Here is a 23,635-nt window from a genome sequence, read left to right as displayed (position 1 = left end):
AGATCTCGTGTAGGTTCCCTCGAGGTAGGTGTTCGCCACCAACGCCGGACCGCCGTGGCCAGGACCGGTGACGTACAGCCAATCCGAATGGGTTCGACGAATCACCCGATTGAGGAGGGTGTAGATCATCGAGAGTCCGGGACTGGTGCCCCAGTGCCCGAGCAGCCTCGGTTTGATGTGCGCCACCTCCAGAGGACGACGCAGCAATACGTTGTCCTGCAGATAGATCTGCGCCACCGTCAGATAGTTCGCCGCAGCCCAGTAGCGCAGGTCGGCGTCCAATTCATCTGAGCTGTAAGAAAACTTGATCGACTCCACGCTCATCGATCGGTGGGAACGACGACGACGGGAACATCCACCGAATGCAACACCGCACGCGAGGTGGAACCGAGAAGCATCGATGCGAATCCACCCCGACCGCGGCTACCCACGACGATCAACTGCGCTGCCTCCGACGCTCGGACCAGCTCACGAACAGGCCTGTCCTGAACCACCACTCGGTGGATGGTGACGTCCGGGTAGTCCTCCGACCAGCCGGCCAGGCTCTCCGCCAACGACGTCTTCTCGGCGAGTTCGGAATCGACCCACGGACCCTCGTCGTCGCGCGTCAACACGCTGCCGAGTTCGAGGTCGCTCCAGGCGTGTACAGCAACGAGGTCGACACCGCGCAGTGACGCTTCCTTCAGAGCGAATCCGATCGCAGGCTGACTGTTGGCGGTGCAATCCACCCCGACGACGACCGGACCATCGCTGACGATGTTCGATTTGATCACTGCAACAGGGCATTTGGCATGCGTGACCACTGCGGTACTGACCGACCCGATCAAGCCGCCGGTGAACTCACCGAGCCCCCTCGAGCCCACGACGATCATGGCGGGTGCGACGTCGAAGTGCGTCAGGTTGCGTGCAGCAGAGCCGTGTTCGAGGCGCGTGTCGAGAATCAGCGAATTGCCGGCGGCAGTCTTGTGCGCAACATCGACCGCAGCGGTCAGCACACGTTTGGCCTCGACGTCCGGGTCCGAGAATGCACCGATCCGGAGACTGATGGCATCCCCGTAGGTTCCCGGCGCGAACAGAGACGACGTGACCAACTCGAGCGGAGCGTGGCGTCGAACGGCCTCGCGCGTTGCCCAGCGGACCGCGTCGAGCGATGTGGCAGATCCGTCGACTCCGACGACTACCCGACTCGATGCATTCATGACGAATTCCCGTCCATTGACTTACGTGTGCAGATACCCACCGAGCATGGCTCGGATCGGCTCGTCGCCGACAGAGGCGGAAGTCCTTCGGTGCGGGGCGGAAGTCCCTGCCTGCTACCCCTAGGGGGTATGTCTTGCTATCGTCGGAGTCATGCATCCAGTGATCCGACGCCGTCGCCCGGGCATTGCCTCGGCGACCGGATTGCTGATCGCACTGACGATCTTCGGGGTGCTGCTGATGCACTCGGCGACGCCGACCGCGTCGGCGAACACCGATCATGCAGCCATGGCGTCGGCGATGCACCATGAGGGGCCCGTGCAGGTGGCGGTCGGTGAACACGACTGCCCGGCGGCGCACCAGATGATGCATCCGTGCGCGGGAACCACGGTGTCGTGGGCTGCGCTGTCGGTACCGTCGACGAGCGTCGACATCGGCTACTCGCTGATATCGGCGGACGGCATCGGTGGGCGCACCGACTCCATCTCGGAGCGTGCTCCGCCGTGGACCCTCTGGGAGCTGGACAGATCGGTGACCTTGCGAGTGTGACAGGGAGCCCGGTGAACGCACGACCACCGGCGGATTCACTCATCCCTGTATTTCGCACTCGTTCAAGGAGTTTCACATGCGTACAACACTCGTCGCTTCACTGGCTGCTGCCACCGTGAGCGCATTTCTCGTCGCAGGCTGCGGCAGCGACACCTCCGACTCGTCGATGGACGGCCATTCGATGGGCTCGTCGAACTCGTCGTCGGCGTCATCGACCCAGTCCGACGCGTCGGCAGAATTCAACGATGCGGACGTGATGTTCGCGCAGATGATGTACCCGCATCATGCGCAGGCGGTCGAAATGGCGGCAATGGTCCAGGGCCGCACCGACAATCCGGACGTCGTGGCGTTGGCGTCGGCGATCGAGGCCGCACAGCAACCGGAAATGGACCGAATGACCGCCTGGCTTGCCGAATGGGGTCAGCCCGCGCCCTCGTCCGACATGGGTGAGATGGGCGGAATGGACCACAGCTCGGGCATGGGCATGATGGCCCAGGAGGACATGGACGCGTTGAGTGCGGCCACCGGTGCCGAGTTCGACCGCCAGTGGCTGACGATGATGATCGAGCACCATGAGGGCGCAATCGAGATGGCGAACATCGAGATCGCCGACGGCTCGAACCCGGACGCGCAGGAGATGGCGCGCACGATCGTGGCCTCGCAGCAGCAGGAAATCGACACCATGCGGACGCTGCTCGGCTGACCCGGATCGACACCGAGGGCCGCACTCCTGACCAGGGGGTGCGGCCCTCGAGTAGGCTGGCCACTCGGAGAGTCCTTCTCTGCGGTCGGTCCGAGGGAGAACGTTCACATGGCACGTCCACGGGTATTGGTCATCGGCGGAGGGTTCGGCGGGCTGCACGCGGCCCGGCGCCTGCGTAACGAGGACGTCGATGTGACCGTGCTCGAGCGTGGCACCTCTCACGTCTTCCAGCCACTGCTCTATCAATGCGCCACCGGTCTGGTGTCCGAGGGTTCGATCGCCAGTCCGCTGCGGCACCTACTGCGTAAGCAGAACAACGAGTATGTGGCGCTGGGTGAAGCGACCTCGGTGACCGCGGTGGGTGACGGTGGAGTGGTGACGGCCAGTCGGTTCGACGGCTCGACCTTCGAGCTGCCCTACGACTACCTCGTCGTTGCCGTCGGAATGCAGCAGGCGTATCACGGCCACGACGAATACGTGCAGTGGGCACCGGGGATGAAGACCCTCGACGATGCCCTCGCGATCAGGCGAAAGCTGATCTCCGCCTTCGAGATGGCGGAGTCTCTGCCCACCGTGGAGGAACGCCGACCATGGCTCACGTTCGCCGTGGCGGGGGGAGGCCCGACCGGAGTCGAATTGGCCGGTCAGATAAGGGAACTCGCGACTCGGGCGTTGGCGAAGGAGTTCGACACCATTCAACCGTCGGAAGCGCGAGTGCTGCTCTTCCACGGCGGTGACCGCGTCCTCGAATCGTTCCCCGATTCCCTGACGAAGAAAGCGCAACGCACCCTCGACGCGGTAGGCGTGGAAACCCATCTCGGAGTTCACGTCACCGACGTCACGGCCACCGACGTCGAGGTCACGGCCAAGGCCGAACCCAAGACCGTCACTCGCTACGACACCCACACCGTGCTGTGGACCGCAGGCGTCGAAGCCGTTCCGTTCGTGAAACGACTCGCCGACGCGATGGGCGTCGAACAGGATCGCTCCGGACGCATCGCCGTGCAGCCGGACCTCTCGATCCCGGGACACCGCAACGTCTTCGTCGTCGGAGACATCATGTCGCTGAACAAGCTCGCGGGAGTCGCCGAAGTGGCGATGCAGGGCGGACGCGCTGCGGGCGCGGCCATCGCAGCAGACCTGTCCGGCTCTGCGCGTATGGATTTCAAGTACCGAGACCTCGGCACCGCGGCCTACATCGCCCGCGGTCACGCACTCGTGCAGGCCGGACCGCTGAAGATGTCGGGCTTCGTGGGCTGGGTGTCGTGGGGAGTCATCCACATCGCATTCCTGGCCGGCAACCGCAATCGCGTCGGGACACTGATCAACTGGGCCGCAACCCTGGCCACCGGTACCCGACGCGAACGGGCCATCACCTCCGGCGACCCGGAAACGGCGCGTAAGCCGTACAACTGAGCGAACGCCAGCGTTCAGTACCGTCGCCGATCGGCGGAAATCCGCTATCGGTCGACGATAGTGAACAATTAGGTGCGGGTCAGCCGATGCCGGGAATGAAGCCGGGGTAGACGAAGTGCCCTGGACCTCCGCCGGGCAGCAGTTGGCCCGTCGAACCCGGATAGTTCATGTTCAGCAGAATCAGCTTTTGCGGGTTGCCATTCGAATCGGCCTGCCAGCAGGAGGACAGCACTCCGTGAAATCCGGTGCAGACGATGCGGGTGCTGTTGCCGTAGGGCGAGGTCAGTCGATTCTTGCTGACGAACGGGTTCCAGTAGTCCGGGTCCTGCGGGGTGAGGAATCCGGTGACATCCTGTGGAGCCGACGGACTCGGATACGGCGGCGGAGTGGGCCACTCGTCGGCTGCGGCCGTTCCCGTTCCGAAGGCAGCGGCACCTGCAATGACGCAAGCAATGACAGCGGTGCGACAAAACATCTCGATCGACTCCTTCGCGGGACGGGCACCCAATAGACCACAGACACGCGTCTCGTGGGAACACCTCTGCGTCTGCGTTGCCGAGCGCATCACGATCGCGTCTCGGATTCGTCCGGTCCATAACGCTCGGGACGTTTGCTCGAGGTAACGTCACCTCATCTTCGGCCGATGTAGAGACTCGACCGGTGTAACTCGACGAAAAGGTGAAACAGCGTGCCACGATCTCGACGACACGGCTTCCGGCGAATCGGTTCGGCTACGGCCGTCGCCCTCGCAGTGGCGATCCTCCCGACCGCGCTGATGACGCCCGTCGCGTCCGCGGAAGAGCTGCCTGCGGCTACGACGCAGTCGAGCAACGGATCGAGGATCGAGTCGGTGAACACCCTCGAGAACCGCCAGGTCCAGCTCCAGGTGTACTCGGCGTCCATGAACCGCACCATTCCCGTGACGGTGCAGAAGCCGGCCGACGACAGCGTGTCCCGCCCTGTGCTGTACCTGCTCAACGGCGCAGGCGGCGGCGAGGATGCCGCATCGTGGCAGTCGCAGACCGACGCCGAGGCCTTCCTGTCGGACAAGAACGCCTACATCGTGACTCCGCAGAAGGGCAAGTGGTCCTACTACACCGACTGGCTCCAGGACGATCCGAAGCTCGGCAGCAACAAGTGGAGCACCTTCCTCGGTGAAGAGCTGCCCCCGCTGATCGACGCCCAGTTCGACACCAACGGTCGCCAGTCGCTCGCAGCGCTGTCCATGACGGGCACCTCGGTCCTGAACATCGCGATCAAGTACCCGGGCAAGTTCACCGGCGTCGCGGCGTACAGCGGCTGCGCTCAGACCTCCGACCCCATCGGTCAGCAGTTCGTCAAGCTCGTCGTCGAGACCTACGGCGGCGGCAACGTCGAGAACATGTGGGGACCGCTCGACGGCCCCGTGTGGCGCGAGAACGACCCGCTGCTCAACGCCGAGAAGCTCCGCGGCACGCAGATCTACATGAGCACCGGCAGCGGCCTGCCCGGTGCCCCGAACGACACCTTTGCCAACCCGCGTCTGAAGAACGACCCGGCAACGCTTGCCAACCAGGTCATCGTCGGCGGTGGCATCGAAGTTGCCACCAACTTCTGCACCTCGAACCTGGCCAAGCGCCTCGATCAGCTCGGTATCCCGGCCACCGTGGACTTCCGCCCGGTCGGAAACCACTCGTGGGGCTACTGGCAGGACGACCTGCACAACTCCTGGCCGTTCCTGGCGGGATCGCTCGGAATCTGATCTTTCCAGCACCGAACAACGGCCACCTGCACCTCGTGTGCGGGTGGCCGTTCTTCGTTGTCCAGGGCGGTGGATCGACGTACTGATCGAACGTATGATCGAACGATGGCACGGCGCGCACAACCTCGACCGGCGTCTGCCGTGCGCCCGTTCAAGCTGCTCCGACCACCGCTGAAGGTGTGGATCGACCTGAACATCCTCTACCCGCTGCCGCCGCACCACGCGTCGAAGTTCAATCCCGAGGGATTCGATGTGCGACGCGTCGTGCCGGGAGATCTGGTCGAATGGTCCATCACCGTGGACGGGGATTGGCTGGGCCGCGTCACGTACGAGTTGATGTCACGAGACCGCAGCGAAACCGTCACTCACTGGGTGCCCAGCCGGGCGCTCAAGCCGCTGTAGGACGCAGAAGGCCCCGCCTCGATCGAGGCGGGGCCTTTCGTCATCACCTTCAGAAGCTGTGCTTGCGGGCCTTCTTGGCGAGCTTGCGGGTGGTGCGCTTCGACGGAACGAACAGGTGCGCAGCGCTACGGCGACGGTTGCGTCGACGGATCAGCACGAACGCGACGGCACCGGCTGCGGCTGCGACGGCTGCGATGATCGGAGTGCCGACCTTCGCCGCCTGGGCGACATCCTCGGAGTCGATGTTGCGAACCGTGTTCTTCACGTCGTCGGCGACGGCGGAGGCCTTGTCGGCTGCCTTGTCGGCGACCTGGGAGGCCTTCTCCTTCACGTCGTCGGCATCGACGTTCGAGACCTTGTCCTTGACGGTGTTCTTGACGTCCTCGGCCACGTCGGACGCCTTGTCCGCGACATCGGCGGCTGCGTGCTTGGCCTCCTTGGCGGCACCGGCTGCGGAGTCGGCGGCGCTTTCGGCGACGTCGGAGACCTTGTCGGCGGCCTGATGAGTGTTGGCCTTCGCCTGATCCTTGGCACCCTCGGCGCGAAGGCTGTCGTCACCGGTTGCCTCGCCGGCCTTCTCCTTCGCAGTCCCGGCCAGTTCCTCTGCCTTGTGCTGAGCCTTGTCGATGAAGTCGGCCATCGGTGCGTACCTCTTTCGTGTAGGTCGTCTCCGGATACCCGGAGCTGGGGGCGTCGCGGACGACGCCGTTAGGTATGAGTCGAACCGGCTGCTCCGAAACATACGTCCGACGGGAGTGTGATGGGTCACTATCGACCGGGCGCACTCGGCGTTGTGCATTGTGTCCATCCGGGCGGTCGAAATGTCGGAGAAGTGCACCTGTCGAAAAGATCGGTTCTACGCCACAGTCGACGGGTGTCCGCACGGATGCGCCGACCGCCACTGTGGTCGATTCCATGTCGAGGGGAGCGCCCAGAACCGTGAGCGGCAACAGAGTGTTCGTCATCGGCGTCGGGATGACCAAGTTCGAGAAGCCCGGCAGCAAACCGGGGTGGGATTATCCGGACATGGCCCGGGAATCCGGTACCGCGGCCCTCGCCGACGCAGGTGTCTCGTACGCAGACGTCGAACAGGCGCATGTGGGGTACGTGTACGGAGATTCGACGTCCGGTCAACGCGCCGTCTACGAGCTCGGCATGACCGGCATTCCGATCACCAACGTCAACAACAACTGCTCCACCGGATCGACGGCCCTGTATCTGGCGACTCAGACGATCCGGGGCGGCCTCGCCGACTGCGTCCTGGCGCTCGGGTTCGAGAAGATGCAGCCCGGTTCGCTGTCGGTGGCCTACGAGGATCGAGCCATGCCGCTCGGGCTGCACATCCAGGCCGAGGCAGAGCTGTTCGACTTCCAGTTTCCGGCCGCGCCCTGGATGTTCGGCGCAGCGGGGCGCGAACACATGGACAAGTACGGCACCACCACCGACCAGTTCGCGCGGATCGCGGTGAAGAACCATCGCCATTCGGTGAACAATCCGTACGCGCAATTCGACGACGAGTACTCGCTGGACGACGTCACGGCATCGAAGATGATCTACGAGCCTGCGGGATTGACACGCTTGCAGTGTTCGCCCACCTCCGATGGATCCGGTGCGGTGATACTCGCCAGTGAGGCATTCGTGGAACGGCGTGGTCTGTGGGATCGGGCGGTCGAAATCGTGGGGCAAGCAATGGTCACCGATCTGCCGTCCACGTTCGACGACCACAGTGCCATCAGCATCGTCGGCGCGGACATGACCCGTCACGCAGCTCGAAAAGTGTACGAGCAAGCGAACATCGGCCCCACCGACATCGATGTCATCGAATTGCACGACTGCTTCTCGGTCAACGAGCTGTTGACCTACGAGGCTCTGGAGCTGTGCGACGAGGGCATGGGCGGGACGTTGATCGATCAGGATCTGACCACCTACGGCGGCACCTGGGTGGTCAATCCCTCCGGTGGACTGATCTCCAAAGGTCATCCCCTCGGTGCGACCGGTCTGGCCCAGGCCAGCGAATTGACGTGGCAGCTGCGTGGGACAGCCGGGGACCGTCAGGTGCCCGGTGCGCGAATTGCTCTGCAGCACAACATCGGGCTGGGCGGTGCTGCGGTGGTGACCGCCTACCGTTCGGTGATGTGAAGCCTGGGCGCCACGCGGTGCCGGACTTGCTGACGTTGAACAGGGATCGCGTTCGTCGCCTCGACGGTTTCTACGATGTGGATCGCTTCACCGTCGACGACGAAGCTCGAACTCACATGCAGCACTGGCTCTTTCGAGCTGCTATCGATGTCGGGGCGATAACCTGGGATATAGCGAGGTGGGGGCACCCGGAATTCGTTGCGGTGTTCGCGCATCGGAATCAACACGAACTCGAATTCGCGATAGTCTACGACGTTCGGTCGGCGCCTCCGGTCCTGTCCAGTGACGTGACGGCTTACCCTGCGAATGCTCGCTTGCTGTCCGGCGACGCATTCGCTCGCCTGCCTTCGACTCTGATTCCCGATCCTCCGACAGAGTTGGCGTGGCTGGCGTATCTGGTCTGCCGTTTCAACGATCTGCATCGTCGCACCGCAGCGCTGGTGGACAGGTGGCCTCGATGAAGACCACGAGTGTCTCAGCGGCATCTCATTGCTTGAGCTTCGCCAGGATCACGAACACAGGTTCTTCCGGGTCGATCTCGACTCCGGTTCGCTCCAGGAAGGCTCTCAGGAGTCCGCCGATCAGATCGGTCAGCTGGTCCACGAACCGATCGATATCCATGGTCTCGGATTCCTCTTCGAGCCACAGATCCGTCGTCGCGACGATCGCGCCCACCGCAGCTCGACTGGTGAACTCGACCCCGTCGTTCTCGAGGCCTATCGACTGCAGCACGGAGGTTGCCACTCCGGCGAATCGGCGCGCAACGTCCCTTCCGATATCGAACGCACCCGAGGAACTGTCCTCCGTCCACGAACGCGATTGGGCCAGAACGCGGAACACATTGGGGTGTCGATCCACGACGTTCGAGTAGCCACGCAGCGCGTGGCGCAATGCCGACGACGGAGCGTCCAGAAGGAAGTTGAAGTCCGCGACGGCGAGTTGATACACCTCGTCGGCCATGCGTTCGCCGAGCGCGGAGAGCAGGTCGGACTTGTCCGAAAACTGTCGGTACAAGCGAGGTTTCGTCGATCCGGCCTCACGAGCAATGGCGTTCATGCTCGGATTCGGACCATCGGCATCGATGACTCGGATCGCAGCATCGACGAATTCCTCGCGGGCGCGGGTCTGCCGGGAGTTCGGAGATCTTCGAGAGTCGGGCACGGCGGTCAGTCTAGGACGCTCTCGCGAGCTCGGTGTTGTCCGACAGGGGTTGACATACCGCGTCGGACTGCGCCATGGTGTAGCCGTAACCGCCGGTAACGAAAAGCGTACCGACGGTCCATTTCGTTGAGGAGCGTCCTGCCGATGCCAGTCTCCTACGACCGGTCGTTTCAGCCACAACACAGAACGGTGGAGGTAGCCGGTGCGCAGCTGTCGGTATTCGAGCAGGGAAACCTGCACGGTCCGACGGTGATTCTCGTGCACGGGTGGCCGGACACCCACCACCTGTGGGACGGCGTCGTGCCGGGTCTGGTGGATTCGTTCAGGGTGGTCACCTACGATACCCGCGGTCATGGACGGTCCACCTCGCAAGGAACTGTTGCCGAGATGCGGATCGAGCAGTTGGCGGACGACTTCCTCGCTGTCGTCGACAGCGTTCGGGCCGATCGACCCGTTCATGTTCTCGCGCACGATTGGGGATCGGTGCAGGTGTGGGATGCCGTATGCAGGCCAGGAGCGCATCGGGCCATCGCATCGTTCACGTCGATCTCGGGACCGAGTCTCCATCACATGGGTCGGTGGATGCAGTCACGGCTCGCCGCGCGAACCCCGATAGCGCTGTGGCAGTGGTTCACTCAAGTCATCTCGGGCATGTACACGCTCTTCTTCATGTCGGGGATTCTGTCGAGGACCTTCTTCAGGGTCTTCGGGACGCGGTATCTGTGGTCGTTGTTCCTGCGCCTCGTCGAACGGGTCGACCGCCGAGACATCCACCTGGCAGAGAGTTTCACCGACGACATGGTCTCGGGTCTACGGATCTACCGGGCCAACATCTTCCGCACCGTTCTGTTTCCGAGCATCCGTTTCACCTCGGTGCCGACCCAGTTGCTGATACCCACTCGCGACCCGGCCGTTCGCCCGGCCTCGTTCTCGGACATCGACCAGTGGGCCGCCGAGGTCGACATCCGTCGAGTGAAGTCCGGGCACTGGCTTCCCTTCAAGAACCCCGAGCTGGTGGCCTCGGCCACAACAGCTTTCATCGACAAGCACACAGCAAAGGATTAGCCGTGGACCCCCTCGATCCAGGTGTCGTCTCGCTCACCGCGCGCAACGTCGAGTTCGATTGGACGGATACACCTCTGCACTGGCTTCCCGACGAGCCCGTGGCCTCGCACACGATCAGCGCCCTGAACTTGTTGCTTCCGGAAGGTGAGCGCTGGTTCTGCGCCACGTACGCCGAAGCCCTCCCGTTGATCGAGGACGACAGGCTGCGCGAAGACGTCCGTGGCTTCATCGGACAGGAGACGATGCACGCCGAGACCCACAATGTGGTGCTCTACGACTTTCTGGACACCCATGGCATAGATCCTCGGCCGTTCGCTGCGCAGGCAGAGTTCCTGATGCGACGTGTCCTCGGTCCACGCCCCGGCCGCTCACCGAGGGGTGAACGTCAGCAACTCGTCGAACGTATTGCGTTGATCGGTGCCATCGAGCACATGACGGCATTTCTGGGTGACTACGCACTGAATTCGCAGTGGGACACACTGGGCGGCGACCCCACCATGATCGATCTCTATCGATGGCACGGTGCCGAGGAGGTCGAGCACCGGAATGTCGCACACGATGTCGCCCAATACTTCGGCGTCGGCTATTTCCGACGCAACATCGCCATGATCATTGCGTTCGTCGGGTTCTTGATACTCATGCTCCGCGGCACGAAGTACATCGTTCGACAGGACCCGTCGTTGAAGAACAGTGGATACCTGCGCATCTTCGTCGCCTGGATGGGCGCGATGAGGCGTGACGCATTGCCATCGCTTGCGCATCTGACCTGGGGCGTCGCGCGATATCTCAAACCTTCCTACTCGCCGGAACACGAGGGCAACACCGCGCAGGCGGTGGCCTACCTGGCCTGGTCTCCGGCCGCGCGAGCGGCTGCGCGATGACAAGCGCACGTCCGGTGCCCACGGCCGTCCCGCCGGATCTGTACGGACGCCGCCGCCGGGATCTGTTTCTCGGTGTCATCTCTGCGCTGATGAACGCGCACATGGCCGCGGTCGGTCGGCTCCGCAGGACTATGCCCGCCGGGCAACCGGTGGACAGATCCCTCACAGTCGTCGTCAGCGCCCGTAGCGTCGAGGCCCGCGACGACAACGTCGTCGCCCTGACCTTCACCCGACCGTCAGGAGGCGCTCTCCCGCCGTGGCGACCCGGCGCACACATCGATCTCACGCTGCCCTCGGGGCTCCGCCGTCAGTACTCGCTGTGTGGAGATCCGGCCGACGCGGACCGATACCGGATCGCTGTGCGGCGAATCCCCGATGGCGGGGGCGGGTCGGTGGAAGTGCACGACGTTCTGGACGTGGGGACCGAGATCGTGATTTCGGAACCGCGCAACGCGTTCGCTTTTGCCGTGCCGGGCTACGGATCGCCGGCCCGGCATCTGCATTTCGTTGCCGGCGGTATCGGGATAACCCCCATACTGCCGATGCTGCGCCTCGCAAACAGCCTCGGCATCAGCTGGTCGATGGTCTACACCGGTCGCAGCACCGACTCGTTGCCGTTCGTGCCGGAGGTGCTCGCATTCGGTGACAAGGTCACTGTCCGCACCGATGATCTCGACGGCCTACCGACTTCCGCCGAACTTCTCACCGGCATCCGCCCGTTCGCAGCGATCTATGCCTGCGGACCCGCGCCGATGATCGGTACGCTGCGGACCGGTGCCGATGCCCTCGCCGACTGCGAGTTCCATTTCGAGAGATTCTCGGCACCGACGATCGTCGACGGTCGAGCGTTCACGGTCGAACTCGCCCGATCCGGTCGAGTCGTCGACGTGCCCGCCGACGTCTCTGCACTCGACGCGATCGTTGCGGCGCAACCCGACACCACGTACTCCTGCAGACAAGGATTCTGTCGCACGTGCATCGTCGGAGTGCTCAGCGGCACACCGGATCATCGCGACGGCGCTCTGACCGATGCCGAGCGAGCGGACCACATGCTGATCTGCGTATCACGCTCGCAGGGCGAACGGCTCGTGCTCGACCTCTGACCCTTTTCAGGACCACATTCCGAACCAGAAGGAGCACCAACGATGCACGACTTCGATCTCGTCGTAGAGAACGGGCTGTGGTTCGACGGCACCGGAGCCGAAGGGCGGATGCGCAACCTCGGCATTCGCAACGGACTCGTTGCCGAAATCTCCGCCGACCCGCTTCCCGTGGGTCGTGACACCGACGTTCTCGATGCCCGGGGAAAGTGGGTGATGCCCGGATTCGTCGACATACACACGCATTACGACGCCGAGGTGCTGGTAAACCCGTCTCTGCCGGAGTCCGTTCGACACGGGGTGACGACCGTCGTCATCGGAAATTGCTCGCTCTCGACCGTCTTCTCCAGCCCGGAAGAATGTGCGGATCTGTTCAGCCGAGTCGAGGCGATCCCTCGACAGTCGATGCTCGATATCCTCGACGATCACCGTAGTTGGACAAGCCCTTCCACGTATGTATCGGTCCTCGAATCGCTACCGCTCGGTCCCAACATCGCAGCGTTCATCGGCCATTCCGACATCCGCACCACCGTCTTGGGAATGTCAAAGGCCACCTCTAACAGCTACCGGCCCTCGCCGATCGAACTCGATGCCATGGGCGAGATGCTGAACGAGAGCCTCGATGCCGGTTTCCTGGGCCTGTCGTCGATGACCAACAAACTCGACAAGATCGACGGCAAGGAATTCCGATCCAGATCCCTGCCCTCGACGTACTCACGCTGGCGCGAAATGCGTTTCCTCAACCGGATCCTGCGTGATCGCGGACGAATCCTGCAGAGCGCGCCGACCATCAATTTTCATCCCAACATCGCCGGTTTCTTCGCCGAGAGCTCCGGTTTCGGCGGTCGCCCAAAACTGAAGACATCGTTACTCTCGGCCGCAGACTCCAAGGCGTATCCACCGATCGTCTACTTCATGCTGGCCGCAGCTCCACTGTTGAACAAGTTCGCCAAAACCGACTTCCGCTGGCAGCACCTGCCTGTCCCGTTCACCGTCTACGCAGACGGTATCGACCTCGTGGTGTTCGAGGAGTTCGGTGCCGGTGCCGCGGCATTGCATCTGCAGGACGAAGTGGAACGAAACGAACTGCTCCAGGACGAGAAGTACCGCCGCTGGTTCCGTAAGAACTACGACGACAAGCTCAGCCCACGTATCTGGCACCGAAATTTCTACGACGCGGTGATCGTGGCGAGCCCCGATGCATCCATGGTCGGCAAGACATTCGGCCGACTAGCCGATGAGCGGGGAATCCACCCCGTCGATGCCTACCTCGATCTGGTTGTGCTGTACGGAAAGTCGCTGCGTTGGCGGACGACGATAGCGAACGACCGGCCCAAGTATGCGGACAGACTGGCCCGAAGTTCCGGAGTGCACATGGGTTTCGGCGATGCCGGGGCACATCTGCGCAACATGGCGTTCTACAACTACCCGATTCGATTGCTGAAGCGAGTGCACGACACCGGCTTCATGAAGGTCGAGCACGCCGTGCACCGACTGACCGGTGAACTGGCCCAGTGGTTCGGAATCGATGCCGGTCATCTACGGCTCGGTGACCGTGCCGATCTGGTGATAGTCGACCCATCGGGACTGAACGCGAGTGTCGACGGCGTGTACGAGGCACCGATCGCGCAATTCGGCGGAATCTCTCGCATGGTCAACCGCAACGACGAAGCGGTCGACGCAACCGTCGTTGCCGGAGAAGTCGTGTTCCGCGGCGGGCGATTCATTGCGGGCAAGAACGGCGGTAAGACCGGCCGCTTCCTCAGAGCCGGTGCGTATTCCAGAGACATCGACTCGACCGAACAATTGATCAGGAGTGCACTGTGAGCGTCAATTTCTTCGTCACCGGCGGAACCGGATTCCTCGGCAGGCGAGTGGTCCAGGAGATACTCGATCGGGATCCATCGGCCTCGGTCCACGTGCTGGTGCGAGCGGGATCGCTGGATCGCGTTGCGTCCCATCACCGGGTGCTGCCGATCATCGGGGATCTCACCGAACCGGGTCTCGGTATCGACGACGGGGTGTTGCCGGACCGTCTCGATCACGTCGTGCATCTCGGTGCGGTCTACGACCTGACCGCGGGTGACGATCAGGCCGTGACGAACGTGGAGGGAACACGCGAGGTAGCGCTCCTGGCCCTGCGCACCGGTGCCGTCATGCACCACGTGTCGTCCATCGCAGTCGCGGGCGATTTTCGGGGACGATTCACCGAGCACGACTTCGATCTGGGGCAGGGCTTTCCGACTGCCTACCACCGCACCAAGTTCGAGGCGGAGAAGCTCGTGCGAGGCATGGACGGACTTGAGTGGAAGGTCTATCGCCCGGCAGCTGTGATCGGAGATTCGAGAACCGGCGAGATGGACAAGATCGATGGTCCGTACTACTTGTTCGGCGCGTTGAAGTTGCTCTCCGCACTCCCTGCCGGTCTCCCGGTGGCTGTGCCCGCTATCGGCGCGACCAATCTGGTTCCGGTCGATGTGGTCACTCGCGCGCTGGTGCATCTGATGCTCACCGACACCGGGACGGAGCGGGTGTTCCATCTCGTCAACCCCACACCTCAGCCCGTGCGCGAGGTGTACAAGGCATTGGCTTCTGCGGCCGGAGCTCCGCATCCGGTCGCGTCGCTGCCCGGGTCCGTGGGGCGATTCGCGTTGCGAAATCCTCGTCACCGGCAACTACGGCTGCTCCGGTCGGCGGTACTGAGACGTCTTGACCTACCGGGCGTCGTGCTCGAACACTTCGCGATCCCCACCGAATTCTCCTCCGCGATAACGTCGTTGGCCCTGAGGGGGAGTGACATCACGTATCCGCCGCTCGCCGACTACGCCACCGGTCTGTGGACGTACTGGTACAACCACCTCGATCCCACTCGCGCCCGGCGCCCGTCCACCCGGGGCCCGTTGGTGGGCCGACACATCGTCGTCACCGGGGCGTCGTCGGGCATCGGCCGCGCGACTGCGATCAGGGTGGCCGAAGACGGTGCCCTCGTCGTACTGCTGGCCAGAAACGAAGAACAGTTGATGGCAACGGTGAACGAGATCCGCAGCAACGGTGGGCGGGCGTTCGGTTACGTGTGCGACGTGACGGACGCAGAGGCCGTGGACGCCACCATCATTCGTATTCTCGCCGACCACGGTCACGTCGACATGCTGGTCAACAATGCCGGCCGATCCATTCGTCGCTCTCTTGCTCGGTCGACGGATCGGTTCCACGACTTCGAGCGAACCATGGCCGTGAACTACTTCGGTGCCGTCAGAATGACCATGGGTCTGCTTCCGCAGATGCAGGCACGCAGATTCGGCCACGTGGTCAACATCTCCAGTGCTGCGGTGCAGAATCACGCGCCCAGGTTTGCCGCCTACGTGGCGAGCAAGTCGGCACTCGACGGATTCAGCGAGGTGGCAGCGACCGAGCTGTTGCACGAAGGGATCACGTTCACCACCATCCACCTCCCGCTGGTCGATACGCCGATGATCTCCCCGTCCGACGGCTATCACGCCGGACCGATCACGAGTCCCGAGACGGCGGCCGCCATGGTGGTGCGGGCTCTGGTCAAGCGACCTCGGAGAATCGACGTTCCTCTCGGCACGATCGGCGAATGGGGACATACGTTCACACCGCGCTTGAAGCTGTGGATCGCGAGCGCCATGCATCAGGCCATGGGCGACTCTCCGGCTGCCCGGGGTGCGTTGCGGTCCGACATGTCCGACACTGCGGTGCTCGCGGACGTGCCCGCATCGGATCGACGTGATCGGCACGCGCCCAAGCCCTTTCGTCGTCTCGCTGCGATGGTTCCCGGCGCGCAGTGGTAGACCCTCCGGGGTCGTCGTTGGGAAACGGCGTGGATCCGTCCCGTCTCGATAGCCGGATTCGATTCCAATGCAGGCAAATTCGACGCCGCCGACCAATAGTGAAAATTCATCTTGTCAGATGAGTGTGGCGTGGCTTACGCTGATTCTCGGAAGCCACTCGGCTCACTCACACTCTCTCGCGGGTAGTTCGTCGGGACAGCAGAACGGATATCTCATCCAATGATCGATTCAGGTGGTCGGTGGGCGCGACGCGCTCAGGTAGTTCTTTTGGTGGCCGCGTCGGCGCTGGTCGGGGGAGGAGTCGCAGAGGCGAATCCGCAATTCCCACCGGCCTTTCCGTCGGACCAGAATCAGCTGCCACAGCTCCCGTCGGAACCGCAGTTGTACGAGGTGCTGCCTGTGCCGGTCCCCGACGAGGATCCCTGGTACGACGACCCGTCGGATATCGAGAACTTGGAGCCTGGTGCAGTCGTGCGCACGCGTGAGGTGCAAACGCGGATTCTGGGTATTCCCTTTCCCGTCTACACCCGGCAAATTCTGTACCGGACATCGGACGTGCACGACACACCGACCGTGACTGCGACGACGGTTGTCGTTCCGGGAATTCCGTGGACGGGAAGCCCACGACCCGTGGTGTCTTTCCAGGAAGCGATAGATTCCACCGACTCGTCGTGCAATCCTTCCTTCACCCTTCAGGTCGGAACGATGAAAGAGTCTGCGCTGCTTGCAGGGTGGTTGGCGCAGGGATTTGCCATCAATATTCCTGACTTCGATGGCAAGAACAACACGTTCAACACGTACGACGAGGGCAAGATGGTGCTCGACTCGCTGCGGGCGATGAAGAACGAGATGAGCCTGGGGTTGTCGGAATCCGCGATTGCGCTGTACGGCTACTCGGGCGGCGGTTCGGGATCGTTGCGTGCTGCCGAACTTCGGCAGAGCTACGCGCCGGACATCGCGTTGAGTGGTACGGCGATCGGCGGGACGCCCGGCGACCTCGTAACGCTCTCGAATTACGCGACCGAACCACAGACGGGAATTGCAGGCACCGGAAACTTCACGATGTGGCTCGGATTCGCTGCGCTCTCGCGTCAGTACCCCGAAGTCTTCGACAGCAGTGAATTGTTGACCGTGGAAGGTCAGCAGTTGGTGGCCGATCTGGAGAGCCGCTGCGTCTACAGCGCAGCCCTCACCGGCGTGTATCGGCCGATCAGCGAATACTTCCAACCCGGAAAAACTCTGGCCACCGCACCGGGTGTCCTGAAGGTGCTGCAAGACAACAGTCTCGGCCAGCACATTCCGGACAGTCCGATCCTGTGGTGGCACGGAGTGTGGGATGAGCTCATTCCGCAGTCTTCGGTTCTGCCGACGGTAGAAGAATACTGGGCGAGCGGAGCCGATCTCCGGTTCTACACCTCACCGATACCGGAACATCTCGTGAACTCCACAGTCGGTTTTCCGCCGGCGGTGGCATGGATTTCTGCCGTGCTTCGCGGACTTCCCCCCGGCCCGACCTTCAAGGCCGATTTCGCGCCACTGCCGGAGGGATTTCCAGGAAGTTGAGGTGGCGTTGGCTCGGTGTTCGTCGAAGCGCTACTCGTCCGTTGCCTCAGCGATGAGGTCGGCGTGTGCTCGGAGAAACTCCTCGGTATCCGGTGGTCTGAGATCGTTGGTCGCCGGACCGATGAGTATCTCGTCCACCCCGAGGCGGCGGTATCGGTTCAGATCTGCAGTCGCGATGACGCGCCCGGACGGGTTGTAGACGATCCCGAGCGGTCCGAGTGACGACGGCCGATCCACCTCGTCGGCAGCGCGTTCGAGCCCCTGGATCGCCAGTTCCAGGCTGTCCGGACGGGTTTCGTATCCGATTCAACTGTCGCCGCGGGCCACTGCCCGCCGGAATGCGCGTCGGGAGTGGCCACCCACCGCGAGACGCATGCATTCCGGACGTGGATATGCCGCTACGCCCTCGAACGATGTGTACGTACCTCGGTGAGTGGCTGGATCCGATGTCCACAGCGAATTCATTGCGTCCAGGTAGTCGTCGAGGCGATCCCCGCGCTCACTCATACGCACGCCGAGTGCAGCGAGCTCACCGTCCACGTATCCTGCCCCGAGGCCGAATGTGAAACGTCCTCCGCTGAGAACGGACAGGCTGGCGAGTTGCTTTGCCAGGGCGATCGGCTCCCGTTGGGGCAGTACCAGGACGCCTGTACCCAGCCGAATCTGCGAGGTTGCCGCCGCCACGAAGGCGAGGTGTATCAACGGATCGGTGAACGACGTCGAGGGTGCCAACGGTGACTCCGGGGTCTGAGGACTCGGGAGAACGAGATGATCTGCAGCCCACCATGAGTGGAATCCGATCTCTTCGGCCAGCGCGGAAAGTGACCTGACTTCCTTCGGTTCGATCGCAAAACGTCCGTTCAGTGCGGTGACACCGATCTTCATACGTGCTCCTGTCCATTCAGCGGGCGTGTGTAAGCTCGCGATGAACACGATACTACTCCGTCCTAGTTGAAAGGCGTACCGTGCAGAACTTTCACGGAATGACGAATGTCGTCGATGCGCACATGCATCAGATCGACCCCCTGGCTACACCTCGGGCCTTCAGCGGCGCAGCGAGGCGGTGGGCTGCGGATGCGGAAAACCTCTCTGCTGCAGTCGACTTACTCCCGCCAGGCTTCGCCGACCTCGGCGACCCGCTCGCATTGTTCGTGCCGTATCTGCCGACGGACTACGTAGCGGACGCGGTTGGTCTGCCTGTGTGCGAGGCAGTTCACATCCAGGTGGGGTGGGCAAGCGAGGACCCCTCGGAAGAGACGGCATGGGTATCCGGTCTTCAGTTCGAGGGCATGGACATCGGCGCGATCATCGGGGCCGGTGACCCGCGCGACGCCGGTTTCGGTGCCCTTGTCGAGGCCCACATGCGCGCGAGCCGAAAGTTTCGGGGAGTCCGGTTCATGACGGCACATCATGAAGATCCCGGGGTGATTTCGGTGTCCTCTCGGCCATCGGTACTGATCGAGCCCGACTCGATGCGCGGGATCGCGGAGCTGGCCGATCGTGACCTGATTCTCGAGACCTGGGTGTACGCTCACCAACTTCCTGATATTGCAGTGGTGGCCGGGGAGTACCCGGAGTTGTCCATCGTGGTCGATCATCTCGGTCTTCCCGCAGGCGCTTTCGGTCCGGCGGGTGAGCACGCAGGTGCGAGCAAGCGAGTGCGAGAAGAGCTGTTCCGGCGATGGTCCGACGCGATCGAGGAACTGGCGGCGCACCCGAACGTCGTCCTGAAGCACTCGGGCCTCGGCTCGTCCTATCTGGGCATGCCCGAAGCGGCATGGTCCGACCTCGATCGGCTGGAGGCCTGGGTCGGCCCCTACCTCGAGCAGGCCTTCGAGGCTCTGGGAGGCGACCGATCGATGTGGGGGTCGGACTTCCACAACAGCCGAGGGCACATGTCGATGCACGACATCGCCGAGTTGCACGCTCGCTCCAGGTCGCCGAGGGAACTCGACCTGTTGTTTCGTGAGAACGCTCGGAAGATCTACCGAATAGGTGAATTGCCCGACAATCCCTCCGCGGTCGCGGAGGAGTCTCGAGGGTCATGACGGATTTCAGGGTCGTGGCGTTCATCCGTAGAGCCGATGGGGTCAGCGCCGAGGATCTTCGCGTCTTCTACGAAGAAAAGTTGACCGGGATATTCCGTCGTCGATACCCGGATGCTACGCGCTACGTGCGCCGGTATCTCACCTCGTTCCCGAACCCACTGACACAGGAAACCACGCCGATTCGGCACGACATGATGACGGAAGCATGGTTTGCCTCCCGTGCGGACTTCGAGCAGGCACAACAACGCTTGTCGTCGGCGGAGAGCGTCGAAGACAGGCGAGCAATCCGGCTGTTGGAACGCCGCTTCATCGGGTCGATAGAGGTCGTCGTGGTCGACGACGTCGAGGGATGATGGCCTCGTTGGACGACATCCGCGGTGTACTTCGCCGGTACGATCACGTCATGACTGCTGACGCCGCGGGAACCAATCAGTGGCGGCGGCCCGCCGGTCGCTCGGGTCCGCAACGTGACCCGGACCGGGACAAGCGGATTCTCGATGCCGCTATGACGCTCATGATCGACGGCGGTTTTCCCGGTCTGACCATGGACAAAGTGGCAGGTGCGGCCGGAGTGGGTAAAGCGACCGTCTATCGACGGTGGGCTTCACCTGCTGTTCTCGCCGCCGAAGCGTTCGACCGGGCTGGGGTGGTGAACGAGGCGGCGGTCACCGAATTGGGTCAGGGGCACCTGCGAGAGGAGCTTCTTCGCACACTGGTCGATACGGCGCGGTGTTCTGCCGATGACCAGTACTCCGACATCGTGCAAACGATGTTCGAGACGACCCGTACGCATCCCGAGGTGTCCCAGGCCGTCCAACAGCGCTACGTGGACTCGCTCAACGATTGCGTCATGGCGGTGCTCTCGAATGCTGCCCGGCGCGGCGATATTTCGCCACAGCGAATGCGCCGGCTCGGCCCCCGCCCTGTTCCCATCGCAGCTGCCATCACTTTGCTGGTGCATTGGAAGACGATGTACGGGCACGGGCTGAATCGCGAACACATCGAAACGATCGTCGACGAATTGTTACTACCGATCTTCGAGCGGTAGGCGCGATCCAGCGGTAAATGGCTGCGCCACAGGGTTTGTGGCCAGTCGATCGGCATTCTTGGTCGATCCTTGGGCGATCGGTGTACAGTCGAAGTTCCAACTAGGACCAAATCGTATCGAGTTCTGATTCACCGCAGGCTCGCTCGGAGGTCGAAGGAGTGCACATGACGACCGTAGGAATTCTGGGAGCAGGCTACGTGGGGGAAACCCTTGCCCGTCGACTTGCCCAGGTCGGATACACCGTGAAGATTGCCAACACCCGTGGCCCGGAAAGTCTGGGACGCCTCGACGCAGTTGCCGATGTGGAACCGGTGTGGGCAACAACAGTTTTCGAAAACGCCGACATTGCAATTCTCGCAATACCGCAGACGCAGTCCGCGAACTTGGGGCCGGAGGTGTCGAGTGCGCTCGGCCTGGTGCCCACAGTCATCGATACCGGAAACTACGGTAGCGACCGCGACGGTAACGTAGCGGACATCCTGAACGGTCTCCCCGCGACGCAGTGGCTGGCGGATCGACTCGATCGTGTTCTCTACAAGACGTTGAACAACATCGAGGCCCATTGGATGGCCGACGGTGGCCGACCTGTCGGTGACCCGGACAGGATCGCGCTGCCCGTGTCGGGGCCCGCGGGCCCCGGCCTGGAAACGGTGAAGCGCCTCGTCGACGACCTTGGATTCGACCCCTTTCACTACGGTGACATCGACGAATCATGGCGACAGCAGATGGGAACCAGAACGTACTGCACCAACTCGAGCCTGACTGCTCTGCGCACTGCGCTGGCCGGGGCCACGCTCGATCAAACCCTCGAACCGAACCAGGTCGCCTACTTCGTCGAGGGAAGGCTCGATCATGTGGCGGTTATGCGTAACCAAGCGATCAAGCTGAAGGAGAAATTCGGTAGCAGCTTCGGAGACCCTCGTATCAACGCCCGACGCGAGAACCCCTGATCGCGTCAGCGGGGCGAATGCGCCTGCGGGGCAAGTGAGTTACCCGGAGCGATGCGGCCGCAGTTGCTCGGAGCGGGGCGATCCGAGAATCGATCCGTCAACCATGCCGACGCGCCGGGAAGCCACAGAGCTGCGCCGACGGTGTGGCTGATGGTGTCGTACTCGTCGTACTGAATGGACAGGCCGGCGTCGCAGTACGTGTTCATCGGGATGGTGGGAGTCGAAGCCTGTCCCATGTTGATCTTGCGTCCACGGTCGTTGTAGTACGGACCGAAGTCGATGTCGTAGGCACGTCCGAGGCCGATGATCGCCATACCTGCGACGCCTGCGCATCCGATACTTCCTTCGATGCAGCGCAGGTTCTCGGCCGGATCGACCAGCAATCCTCCTTGGGCCGCACCGATCAGGTTGCCGTCGATGTCAGGTGCGTAGCTGGGGGCGAGAATGGCCGCCCAGTTGGTTGCGATCGCGCCACCCGAGTACTCGATCAGCCCGATCTCTGCGTCGTCCTCGATGCCGTCTCCGGTACTCGCTGGGACGCCCTCAGTGAGTCGAGAGTCATCTGCCCGTACTCGGGCCCTGCGGCGAAATTCGCTGTGGGGCATTGTGTATCGGCAACGACGACGGTGTACCCGAGGAGGAGGAGAGGTGCCAGGATGGCAGCTTCACCCGATGCGACCACACCGCCGACCGCGACGTTGCGGCCGCTCGGGGTCAGACCGAGCAGCGGTGTGTTTCCGGCTATGGCGCGTGAGGGGCTGTCGTCGGGATCGAGTGAGTCGTAGGCGGATCGGTATGCGACCACTTTGTCGGGTTGCGCGTTAGGTGGCCGCAGAATGGAGGTGACGTTCGCGACGGGACGGCCCTGCGAGTCCGTCGGAGAATTTTGTTGTTCAACCAAGTCAGAGTGTCGTCGGCGCGGGCCGCTCGTTTCGTGGGCCATGTACCGCAGCGTCGACAATTCGGGCTGCGAGGGCTCCGACGTGTGTGTTCTCGTGCAGTGATTGTTCGGTCAGAGCGGTGAAGGCGGTATCGACGGACATCGCGTGCACTGCCATCAAGATTCCTGTGGCCTGTTCGATGGTTGCCTGAACGAGCATCCTGTGTTGCAGGCCGTCGATCTGGGAGAGGGCCTCGGCGGTGCGGCGTGAACTCCGTACAGTCGCCTCGGCGAGGGTGACGAACAGTGTCACCAGGACCTCGTCTATGTCGGTGAATCCGTCCCCGTCGAAGCTGTACAGATTGAGCGAACCCGCGTGCTCGGCATCGACCTCCAGTGGTGCCGACAGATAGCTTCGTACGCCGACGTCGACCGCGTTGGTTGCGAAGCGTGGCCAGTGGCTGTCTATGTCGTCGGTGCCGACACATACGATCCGCCGTTTGCGAGCGGCATCCAGGCATGGTCCTTCACCGGCGCGGAACTGATCGGAATCTATGTCGAGGACAAGGGCATCCGAGCATGCCACCGTCATCGGATTTCGGTGCCCGGCTCGTGTCAGGGTTACCCCGGCAAAATCGGCACCGGGTACTACTGCAACGGCACGATCGCACAGGCCCTTCAGTGTTCGGTCGGTGGGACCATCGGCGAGCATGCGACCTCGAAGTGCATCGAGGGCTTCGAGTGCGTCATCCCTGCGGTAGTGCGCGAGCGGACCGATCGGCGGGGCCCGGTGGCGAGCCGGTCGCGACAATGCCGCCGATAACTCGGCGTCGAAGGCATCGGCCGATGCTTGCTCAGCCGCCTCGATCGCGTCGTCGTTCATGTAGTCGCTCCATGACTTTGCCTGATCGGCATGCCCCTGCTGCTCGCGGAACCACGCCGCGCCGTCCTGGTTCTTACAGCTGATGAGTAACCCCGGG

24 protein-coding genes and 2 pseudogenes are annotated in these 23,635 nt (G+C 62.9%); 16 read left to right on the top strand and 10 right to left on the bottom strand.

Annotated elements, in window-relative coordinates:
• Window positions 1-324 (bottom strand): annotated as a pseudogene (locus A2J02_RS25985) (phosphoketolase); the annotation flags it as partial.
• Window positions 321-1,199, bottom strand: coding sequence for a universal stress protein (locus A2J02_RS25980; protein WP_068055612.1), 879 nt, complete (start codon window positions 1,197-1,199; stop codon window positions 321-323). The gene A2J02_RS25980 and the pseudogene A2J02_RS25985, both read right to left, overlap by 4 nt.
• Before the next feature lie 151 nt (window positions 1,200-1,350).
• On the opposite strand from A2J02_RS25980, the gene A2J02_RS25975 reads away from it, so the two are divergent.
• From A2J02_RS25975 to A2J02_RS25965, 3 genes are all read left to right on the top strand, one after another.
• Window positions 1,351-1,746, top strand: coding sequence for a DUF6153 family protein (locus tag A2J02_RS25975; RefSeq protein WP_068055609.1), 396 nt, complete (start codon window positions 1,351-1,353; stop codon window positions 1,744-1,746).
• Window positions 1,747-1,822: 76 nt separating this feature from the next.
• Window positions 1,823-2,449 carry a DUF305 domain-containing protein gene (locus A2J02_RS25970; protein ID WP_068055606.1) on the top strand — a complete coding sequence of 209 codons (627 nt, stop codon included), beginning with the start codon at window positions 1,823-1,825 and terminating at the stop codon, window positions 2,447-2,449.
• 108 nt (window positions 2,450-2,557) lie between these two features.
• On the top strand, window positions 2,558-3,865 hold the full coding sequence (locus A2J02_RS25965; protein WP_068055603.1) for an NAD(P)/FAD-dependent oxidoreductase: 1,308 nt from the start codon (window positions 2,558-2,560) through the stop codon (window positions 3,863-3,865).
• A gap of 79 nt (window positions 3,866-3,944) precedes the next feature.
• Here A2J02_RS25965 and A2J02_RS25960 read toward each other — a convergent pair whose 3' ends face one another.
• A complete protein-coding gene (locus A2J02_RS25960) occupies window positions 3,945-4,340 on the bottom strand; it encodes a hypothetical protein (RefSeq protein ID WP_068055637.1) in 396 nt (131 codons plus the stop codon).
• A gap of 300 nt (window positions 4,341-4,640) precedes the next feature.
• Here A2J02_RS25960 and A2J02_RS25955 point away from each other — a divergent pair, with 300 nt between their 5' ends.
• Both A2J02_RS25955 and A2J02_RS25950 read left to right on the top strand, forming a co-directional pair.
• Window positions 4,641-5,606: an alpha/beta hydrolase gene (locus tag A2J02_RS25955; protein ID WP_373455116.1), complete on the top strand. Its 966-nt coding sequence runs from the start codon at window positions 4,641-4,643 to the stop codon at window positions 5,604-5,606.
• 105 nt (window positions 5,607-5,711) lie between these two features.
• Entirely contained in the window at window positions 5,712-6,008 is a 297-nt protein-coding gene (locus A2J02_RS25950) for a hypothetical protein (protein WP_032376174.1), read from the top strand.
• 49 nt (window positions 6,009-6,057) lie between these two features.
• Here the strand turns inward: A2J02_RS25950 and A2J02_RS29120 are convergent, their stop codons facing one another.
• Window positions 6,058-6,648, bottom strand: coding sequence for a CsbD family protein (locus A2J02_RS29120; protein WP_068055598.1), 591 nt, complete (start codon window positions 6,646-6,648; stop codon window positions 6,058-6,060).
• Between the two features lie 299 nt (window positions 6,649-6,947).
• On the opposite strand from A2J02_RS29120, the gene A2J02_RS25940 reads away from it, so the two are divergent.
• On the top strand, window positions 6,948-8,147 hold the full coding sequence (locus A2J02_RS25940; protein WP_255137228.1) for a lipid-transfer protein: 1,200 nt from the start codon (window positions 6,948-6,950) through the stop codon (window positions 8,145-8,147).
• On the opposite strand, the gene A2J02_RS28865 is transcribed toward A2J02_RS25940, so the two are convergent.
• Both A2J02_RS28865 and A2J02_RS25930 read right to left on the bottom strand, forming a co-directional pair.
• Window positions 8,129-8,374, bottom strand: coding sequence for a hypothetical protein (locus A2J02_RS28865; RefSeq protein WP_156516398.1), 246 nt, complete (start codon window positions 8,372-8,374; stop codon window positions 8,129-8,131). The two genes, A2J02_RS25940 and A2J02_RS28865, sit on opposite strands and share 19 nt — an antisense overlap.
• A gap of 259 nt (window positions 8,375-8,633) precedes the next feature.
• Window positions 8,634-9,308: a TetR/AcrR family transcriptional regulator gene (locus A2J02_RS25930; RefSeq protein WP_068055593.1), complete on the bottom strand. Its 675-nt coding sequence runs from the start codon at window positions 9,306-9,308 to the stop codon at window positions 8,634-8,636.
• Window positions 9,309-9,452: 144 nt separating this feature from the next.
• Here A2J02_RS25930 and A2J02_RS25925 point away from each other — a divergent pair, with 144 nt between their 5' ends.
• From A2J02_RS25925 to A2J02_RS25900, 6 genes are all read left to right on the top strand, one after another.
• Entirely contained in the window at window positions 9,453-10,373 is a 921-nt protein-coding gene (locus A2J02_RS25925; protein WP_068055590.1) for an alpha/beta fold hydrolase, read from the top strand.
• 2 nt (window positions 10,374-10,375) lie between these two features.
• On the top strand, window positions 10,376-11,254 hold the full coding sequence (locus A2J02_RS25920) for a metal-dependent hydrolase (RefSeq protein WP_037193972.1): 879 nt from the start codon (window positions 10,376-10,378) through the stop codon (window positions 11,252-11,254).
• A complete protein-coding gene (locus tag A2J02_RS25915; RefSeq protein ID WP_068055587.1) occupies window positions 11,251-12,357 on the top strand; it encodes a PDR/VanB family oxidoreductase in 1,107 nt (368 codons plus the stop codon). Before A2J02_RS25920 ends, A2J02_RS25915 begins: the two co-directional genes overlap by 4 nt.
• A 42-nt stretch (window positions 12,358-12,399) precedes the next feature.
• The gene (locus A2J02_RS25910; RefSeq protein WP_068055584.1) at window positions 12,400-14,181 is read left to right on the top strand and encodes an N-acyl-D-amino-acid deacylase family protein; all 1,782 of its coding nucleotides are present in this window, start codon (window positions 12,400-12,402) and stop codon (window positions 14,179-14,181) included.
• Window positions 14,178-16,166, top strand: a complete 1,989-nt coding sequence (locus tag A2J02_RS25905) for an SDR family oxidoreductase (RefSeq protein ID WP_068055581.1) — start codon at window positions 14,178-14,180, stop codon at window positions 16,164-16,166. Before A2J02_RS25910 ends, A2J02_RS25905 begins: the two co-directional genes overlap by 4 nt.
• Window positions 16,167-16,385: 219 nt before the next feature.
• Window positions 16,386-17,729, top strand: coding sequence for a lipase family protein (locus tag A2J02_RS25900; RefSeq protein WP_068055578.1), 1,344 nt, complete (start codon window positions 16,386-16,388; stop codon window positions 17,727-17,729).
• Between the two features lie 30 nt (window positions 17,730-17,759).
• Here A2J02_RS25900 and A2J02_RS25895 read toward each other — a convergent pair whose 3' ends face one another.
• Window positions 17,760-17,966 carry a hypothetical protein gene (locus tag A2J02_RS25895; protein ID WP_068055575.1) on the bottom strand — a complete coding sequence of 69 codons (207 nt, stop codon included), beginning with the start codon at window positions 17,964-17,966 and terminating at the stop codon, window positions 17,760-17,762.
• A gap of 69 nt (window positions 17,967-18,035) precedes the next feature.
• Window positions 18,036-18,614, bottom strand: coding sequence for a TIGR03619 family F420-dependent LLM class oxidoreductase (locus A2J02_RS25890; RefSeq protein WP_068055573.1), 579 nt, complete (start codon window positions 18,612-18,614; stop codon window positions 18,036-18,038).
• Window positions 18,615-18,712: 98 nt separating this feature from the next.
• Here A2J02_RS25890 and A2J02_RS25885 point away from each other — a divergent pair, with 98 nt between their 5' ends.
• The 4 genes from A2J02_RS25885 to A2J02_RS25870 all read left to right on the top strand — a co-directional run bounded on the left by A2J02_RS25885 (window position 18,713) and on the right by A2J02_RS25870 (window position 21,775).
• Complete coding sequence (locus tag A2J02_RS25885; RefSeq protein ID WP_068055634.1) at window positions 18,713-19,777, top strand: amidohydrolase family protein; 1,065 nt, start codon at window positions 18,713-18,715, stop codon at window positions 19,775-19,777.
• Window positions 19,774-20,130 (top strand): EthD domain-containing protein, encoded by a 357-nt coding sequence (locus A2J02_RS25880; RefSeq protein WP_068055570.1) that lies wholly within the window; start codon window positions 19,774-19,776, stop codon window positions 20,128-20,130. Before A2J02_RS25885 ends, A2J02_RS25880 begins: the two co-directional genes overlap by 4 nt.
• A gap of 50 nt (window positions 20,131-20,180) precedes the next feature.
• On the top strand, window positions 20,181-20,825 hold the full coding sequence (locus A2J02_RS25875; RefSeq protein WP_197478144.1) for a TetR/AcrR family transcriptional regulator: 645 nt from the start codon (window positions 20,181-20,183) through the stop codon (window positions 20,823-20,825).
• A gap of 110 nt (window positions 20,826-20,935) precedes the next feature.
• Window positions 20,936-21,775: an NADPH-dependent F420 reductase gene (locus A2J02_RS25870; protein ID WP_156517222.1), complete on the top strand. Its 840-nt coding sequence runs from the start codon at window positions 20,936-20,938 to the stop codon at window positions 21,773-21,775.
• Window positions 21,776-21,780: 5 nt separating this feature from the next.
• Here the strand turns inward: A2J02_RS25870 and A2J02_RS27485 are convergent.
• Window positions 21,781-22,718 (bottom strand): annotated as a pseudogene (locus A2J02_RS27485) (lipase family protein).
• Complete coding sequence (locus tag A2J02_RS25860) at window positions 22,678-23,538, bottom strand: GAF and ANTAR domain-containing protein (RefSeq protein ID WP_156516397.1); 861 nt, start codon at window positions 23,536-23,538, stop codon at window positions 22,678-22,680. Before A2J02_RS25860 ends, A2J02_RS27485 begins: the two are co-directional and overlap by 41 nt.
• Window positions 23,539-23,635 lie beyond the last annotated feature (97 nt).

Origin of the sequence: Rhodococcus sp. EPR-147, from assembly GCF_001647185.1 — a bacterium.
GTDB lineage: Bacteria > Actinomycetota > Actinomycetes > Mycobacteriales > Mycobacteriaceae > Rhodococcoides.
This window is presented reverse-complemented; position numbering and strand designations above follow the sequence as displayed.